The organism is Roseomonas chloroacetimidivorans (assembly GCF_049629625.1).
Taxonomy (GTDB): Bacteria; Pseudomonadota; Alphaproteobacteria; order Acetobacterales; family Acetobacteraceae; genus Roseomonas; species Roseomonas chloroacetimidivorans.
On sequence record NZ_JBNBZS010000187.1, the window covers coordinates 1 to 4,219 of the forward strand.

General features: G+C 70.5%; 2 protein-coding genes and 2 pseudogenes. 2 read left to right on the forward strand and 2 right to left on the reverse strand.

Translation table 11 applies throughout. The features are described from left to right. Window positions 1–127 precede the first annotated feature (127 nt). Window positions 128–433 (forward strand): annotated as a pseudogene (locus tag ACO1BU_RS36160) (ATP-binding domain-containing protein); the annotation flags it as partial. A 2-nt stretch (window positions 434–435) separates the two neighbouring features. Then, window positions 436–1,941: a DUF6880 family protein gene (locus ACO1BU_RS36165; RefSeq protein WP_424140708.1), complete on the forward strand. Its 1,506-nt coding sequence runs from the start codon at window positions 436–438 to the stop codon at window positions 1,939–1,941. A gap of 364 nt (window positions 1,942–2,305) precedes the next feature. On the opposite strand, the pseudogene ACO1BU_RS36170 reads toward ACO1BU_RS36165, so the two are convergent. Further along, window positions 2,306–3,316, reverse strand: a pseudogene (locus tag ACO1BU_RS36170) (IS110 family RNA-guided transposase). A 154-nt stretch (window positions 3,317–3,470) separates the two neighbouring features. Next, on the reverse strand, window positions 3,471–3,998 hold the full coding sequence (locus tag ACO1BU_RS36175) for a transposase (RefSeq protein WP_424140709.1): 528 nt from the start codon (window positions 3,996–3,998) through the stop codon (window positions 3,471–3,473). Window positions 3,999–4,219: the final 221 nt, after the last annotated feature.

The window sequence follows — 4,219 nt, forward strand, 5'->3', positions numbered from 1 at the left end:
GCGCTTCCAGCGCCACCTTCGCCTTGAAATCCGCCGAATACCGCGTCCGCTTGCCCGCCATCAGGGGCCATCCTTCTCATAGCGAACCGAGCTTAGCCTCCTGTCCGATATCCGGGGACCACCTCACATCTACGGCTTTGGCGAGCTCGATGAGCTGGTACTCGCCTACGCGACCACCATCCACAAGGCGCAAGGGTCGGAATACCCGGCCGTGGTCATCCCCCTCACGACGCAGCACCACGCCATGCTGGCGCGCAACCTCCTCTACACCGGTGTGACCCGGGGCAAGAAGCTGGTCGTGCTCGTCGGGCAGCGAAGGGCGCTGGCCATCGCCGTCCGCAACGGGGGCGCGCGCCGGCGCTGGTCGAAGCTCCGGGAGTGGTTGGCGCCGGGCGGCGCCTCATCCGGCGCTTCCACAGCCGTGAGGAGCTGAGCATGCCACCACGCGCCCGGGTATCCCGCTCACGCCTTACCCCACCCCCAATGGCCGATGCGGAACCCGCACCGCCCTCCCCTAGCCGTCCCAAGCCGAAGAAGGCTGCTCCGCGTGCGCTCAGCGCCGAGGCGCTGGAGCAGCTGGGAGCGCGCCGGCTGGCCGAGCTGCTGATGGCGCAGGCCGAGGGCGATGCCGCGCTGGCCCGCACGCTGCGCCTCACGCTCGCCGGAACCGATGGCGGTGGCGGTGGCGGTGGCCGGCTTGCTACCGAGGTGGAGAAGCGGCTGCGCACCATTGGGCGATCGCGGGGGTTCATCGAGTGGGACAAGGTGCGCCCCCTCGCCCGCGAGCTCGACAGCCTGCGCGAGACGATCGCCAGGCCCTTGGCCGCGACGGACCCGCGCGCGGCCGTAGCGCAGATGCGGCTGCTGCTCGGCCTCGCAGATAACGTGTTCGAGCGCAGCGACGACGGCAGCGGCATGCTGGGTGAGGTGTTCCGGCAGGCCGGCGCCGAACTCGGACGGCTCTGGGCGTTGCTGCCGGACCGCGACCCGGTGGCGCTGGCCGGCGAGGTGCTGGCGCTCTGGGATGCCGACGGATACGGCGAGACCGACCGGCTGCTGGAGGCGGCCGGCCCGGCGCTCGGCCCCGAGGGCCGGGCGGAGCTGCGTCGGTTGCTGGAGACGCGTCTCACCGCGCTGCCGCGTTCCCGCAAGCCCGACGCCTTCGAGAGCTGGCACGGGCGGGGTCAACTCGCCTTCCGCCTGCGCGACCTGGCCGACCTCGAGAGTGACGTTGACGCCTATATCGCCGCCACCGAAGCAGGTGGCCGGGCGGAGAATTTCTCCGGCGACATTGCCGAGCGCCTGATCGCTCATGGGCGCCCCGCCGAGGCGCTCGCCTGGCTGGACCGGGCGCCCGACCGGCACGAGAGCGAGGAGGTCCGGCACACGGACCTGCGCATCGCGGCGCTCGACGCGCTCGGGCGGCGCGAGGAGGCTCAGGCGCTGCGCTGGGAGGCCTTCCGCCGCTGGCTGGCGCCGCAGCATCTGCGTCCCTACCTTCGCGGCCTGCCGGATTTCGACGACGTGGACGCGGAGGACCGGGCGATGGCGTATGCGCTGGCGCATCCCGACCGCAACCTGGCGCTCAGCTTCCTGGTCGGCTGGCCCAACCTCGAAGCGGCGAACCGGCTGGTGCGGGCGCATCATGACGAGATGGACGGGCGCGACTACGGCCGGCTCCGCCCCGCGGCCGAGGCATTGGCCGAACGATACCCGGTCGCCGCCACGCTGCTGCACCGGATCCTGGCCGAGGACGTGCTGCGGCGGGCCTCCTCGCGGCAGTACGGGTATGCGGTGCGCGACGTCCGGGCCTGCGCCAGCCTCGCATCGCTACTGCCGCAGGAGCCCGGCCTCGAGAACCATGACGGGTTCCTGGCGCGCCTCAGGCGCGAGCACGGCCGCAAGGCCGGGTTCTGGGCTCTGCTGGACGGCCGGGGCTGATGAGAACCAGTCCGCCGGTTTACCCGGCAGCCACGCTGCCGGGCCGGCCTCATCCAGCTCTCCCTCGACCAACCGGAGCACCCGGTCGACAACATCGGCTGCTTCGATGACGACGTGTATGCTGTGGTCATGACGGATGAGAGCCCTGCCTCTACCGAGTCCCCTGCCCCACGCCGCCTGCCCTGGGAGCTGCACCCCTCTCTGACCGAGGAGCGGCTCACGGCCGCAGCCCGCCTCCTGGCTCGTGGCCGGGCCGACGCCATCGCCTTCGCGGATCCCTGGGCCGGGGACGATGCCTGGTCGATCGGCTGTCGGGCCTACGCCTTCTCCAAGCGCCAGCTCTCACGTGGCACCAAGGGGGCCGCTATCCATGGCTCGCGGTGCTGGACTGGACCAGATGTCCGTCTGAGCGACCGTGTTGCGGGTCAAGCGGTTTGCCGTGGTGGCCGGACCTCAGGATGGCGTTGAGGACGCCGAGGAGGCGGCGCATGCAGGCGACGATGGGGACCTTTTTGGGACGTCCTCGAGCGGTGAGCTGGCTCTAGTGCGCGCGAAGGATTGGGTTCCAGCGGACGGCGCAAAGCGTGGCCATGTAGAGGACGCTGCGGACGGCGGTTCTGCCGCCGGATATGGCTCTGTGGCCGCGCTTTTGGCCACTGTCGCGGTTCACAGGGGCGACGCCGACAAAGGCGGCGACCTGGCGCCGGTTGAGGCGGCCGAGTTCCGGCATCTCAGCGATGAGGGTGCGGGAGGCGACCGGGCCGATGCCGGGCACGCTTTGGAGAAGGTCGTCGGATTCTCGCCAGGCGGGCGAGCGACGGACGGCGTCGCCGATGTCGCGGTCGAGGTCTGCAAGTGGGCATTCCAGGGCCCGGAGCGTGGCGGCGATGGTGCGGGCGACGCCCGGATGGCGGGCCTGATGGCGCCGGTTTGCCTCCATGCCGATCATCTCGATGATCTGGCGCCGTCTGGCGACGAGTTCGGCAAGCGCTGCTGCCTCGGCGTCCGCGACAGGCCGGGGTTCGGGCCGGACGCGCTCGGCGAAAAGGGCGATGCTCTCGGCATCGAGCCGGTTGGTCTTGGCGAGCCGCCCGGTGGCTCGGGCGAAGTCGCGAATCTGGCGCGGGTTGACGACGGCAAGCGCTAGGCCAGCCCCGGCCAGGGCTGCCGCGACGGTCAGTTCGAAGTTGCCCGTCGCCTCGAGCACGACCAGGGCGGGGGAGAACGCTTGCAAGCGTGCCAGCAGCGCCTCAGTGCCCGGCCCATCGCGAGCAACCGCGAAGCTCTCCCCCTAAGGGCGCAGGTGCACGTCAAGGCGACCCTTCGAGACGTCGATGCCGGCGAAAGACGGACCGGCTGCAGTGGATTGGTCCATGACCCGTCCTTGCGAATACGGGCTCGCGCGGCGGCGGCCCAGGCGACCGTTCGGGTTCCCGGATGGGACGGCGGACGGGGCACCTCGCTCAGACACGGGCTCGTAGACCCCAGGCGGATGCGGGCTCCCGTCCGTCATCAGCCTCGCCGGCTCATCACCGAGAGGCAAGTGAGAGATACAAGGCGGGGGTGGCCCGCCTCGAACTGTGCAGGATTTGCCGGAACCCGCGGGCCTGCTTGATGTGACCGAAGACGGGTTCGACGATGTGCTTGCGCAGGCGGTAACGGCTGCGGTGGCCGGCGCGCCTGAGCTTCAGGCGCATGGCCGAGACGAGCGGGCCGCGTTGTCGCTCCTCGCCACCTTCGGGATGCTTGGCCCTTCCGGTAGCGATGTAGGCGCGGACGCCGCGTTGAGCGACGGCGGCCAGATTGGCCTCGGAGCAGAAGCCATTGTCGGCGGAGACCTCCGCCGGCATGCGGCCTGTGTTGGCGGCCACGGCGTTGAGCAGCGGCACCAGCCCGTCCTGATCGGAGACGTTGTTGGTCAGCCGATGCGCCAGGATGACCTGGCCCTTTCCGTCGACGGCGGCCTGGGCGTTGTAGGCCTGGATGAACCCGTCGCGGCCGAGCATGATCCGGCTCTCGGAATCGGTGAAGTTGCGCTGGGCTCCGGGCTTGGGCATGCCGGGCGAGGTCTGGGGCTTGCGGCCCCGCCGCTTGCGAGGCGTGCCGTCCGCCTTTGTGCCAAGCTGCGGCCTAGATGCCGTAATGGGCCGGCCGCCTGGGCTTGGGCGGTAGGGCGGCTGTCCCTCAGAGTGATGGTGTGTGGAACGGGGTCCGAACGGGTCGGCCCCAGGCATCATCGAGGGACAGCCATGGAGTACTATGCCGGGATCGACGTATC

Bases quoted from the DNA above. Each gene is read 5' to 3' on its own strand.
- ACO1BU_RS36175 (WP_424140709.1), bottom strand. From the start codon at position 3,998: ATGCCCAAGCCCGGAGCCCAGCGCAACTTCACCGATTCCGAGAGCCGG.
- ACO1BU_RS36165 (WP_424140708.1), top strand. From the start codon at position 436: ATGCCACCACGCGCCCGGGTATCCCGCTCACGCCTTACCCCACCCCCA.